The organism is Salinarimonas sp. NSM, assembly GCF_052380005.1.
Taxonomy (GTDB): Bacteria; Pseudomonadota; Alphaproteobacteria; order Rhizobiales; family Beijerinckiaceae; genus Salinarimonas.
Genome location: NZ_JBQTCJ010000129.1, coordinates 1 through 990, shown reverse-complemented (window position 1 = coordinate 990; position 990 = coordinate 1). Strand labels below are relative to the sequence as shown.

The 990-nt window shown below is 79.9% G+C and carries 1 pseudogene; it reads left to right on the top strand.

Features of this window, described 5'->3' with window-relative positions:
* Positions 1 to 990, top strand: a pseudogene (locus ACTZWW_RS22655) (hypothetical protein); the annotation flags it as partial.

Sequence of the window (990 nt, the reverse complement as noted above, 5' to 3'; positions counted from 1 at the left end):
GAGGCGCGCCATCCGGGCGCCGGCGTCTCCAACGCCGCCGTCGCCGCGCGCGCGCCGGAGACGGTGGCGCCGGAAACCCGCGCGGCCGAGCCCTTCGCGGCGGAGCCTTTCGCTGCGGAGCCCTTCCCGACGGTCGCACCCGAGCGGGCGCCTGCTCCCATTCCCGCGCCGCCCATTCCTGCGCCGCCCTCGCCCCCGGCGGCGCGGCGCCCGGCTCCCGAGCCGATGGCCGCGCCGCAACCGTCCGCGGCCGCACCCTCCTCCGCGCCGCCGCGCCGCAGCCTGATGGATCTCGCGCGGGCGGCCGCGAGCGGTGCCCCGGTCCTGCCGCAGCGCTCGCGCGCCACGCCGACCATCCCGCCCGAGCCGCCGCCGCGCCGCGAGCCGCGCTTCGACCAGGAGCCGAATCTCGGGCAGGAACCAGGCTTCGGGCAGGAACCGGGCTTCGACGAGGAGCCGGGCTTCGGGCAGGAGCCTAATTTCGGGCAGGAGCCGGGCTTCGAGCCGCGGGCGGACGCGCCCAGGATCGTCACCGACGACGCGCCCGCGCCCGATGTCCCGCCCGCACCGCAGGGCGCGCCGGATTCGACGCCCGCCGAGCGTGCCTCGCGCCTCGCGGCCGCGGCGCCGGAGGATGCGGCGGTGCTCTCCGACATGGCCCGCCAGCTCGAGGAGGCCTTGAAGCGGCCGCTGCCGCCGAGCGCGCAGCCGCGCCGCCCGGCCGGACCGGACGCCGGTCCGATCTCGCCCCCGCCCCGTCCGGCCCCGAAGCCGGCGCCGGCCCGCGAGGCCGGTGCCGAGTTCGACTTCGCGAGCCTGCTGCGTCGCCCCGCGGGTGAGCGGGGCCCGACTCCGACTCCGACTCCGACTCCGACGCCGGCACCTGCGCCCGTGCCCACCCCTTCGCCCGCCGCGCCTTCACCGGACCGTACGGCGGCCGAGCGCGCCGCCGCGAGCGCCGCGCTCGCCGGCTTCGGCGCAGACGAGCCC